Here is a 349-nt window from a genome sequence, read left to right as displayed (position 1 = left end):
CCGCCGCAAATTTTGAATCGGTTTTTTCAAAATATATTCCTCTTAAAGCTGGTTTAAAAGGCTCTTTCGCTATCGAGGTTATGGTTTTATTAATCATAGTAACCAATTCTTTCGTAGGAAGCATCGTATAAGTTATATTATCTTCGCTTTCTGGATATTGCGGAAAATCGTCCGCTTTCATCCCGATTATCAAGTGTTTTATTTTTCCATTTTCCGATTCTATATTAATTTTTTCATTTTCTTCGACATTTACCGATATTAAACCGTCTGGCATTTCTTTCAAAATCGAACTTATTTTTTTAGCGTATATTGCAACCGAACCTTCGCCCTCGCAATCGTCCAATATTAT

1 pseudogene is annotated in these 349 nt (G+C 34.1%); it reads right to left on the bottom strand.

The window, feature by feature from the left end:
* Window positions 1-349, bottom strand: a pseudogene (locus EZH24_RS13615) (DNA polymerase III subunit beta); the annotation flags it as partial.

Origin of the sequence: Brachyspira catarrhinii, from assembly GCF_005518285.1 — a bacterium.
GTDB classification, from domain to species: Bacteria; Spirochaetota; Brachyspiria; order Brachyspirales; family Brachyspiraceae; genus Brachyspira; species Brachyspira catarrhinii.
This window is presented reverse-complemented; position numbering and strand designations above follow the sequence as displayed.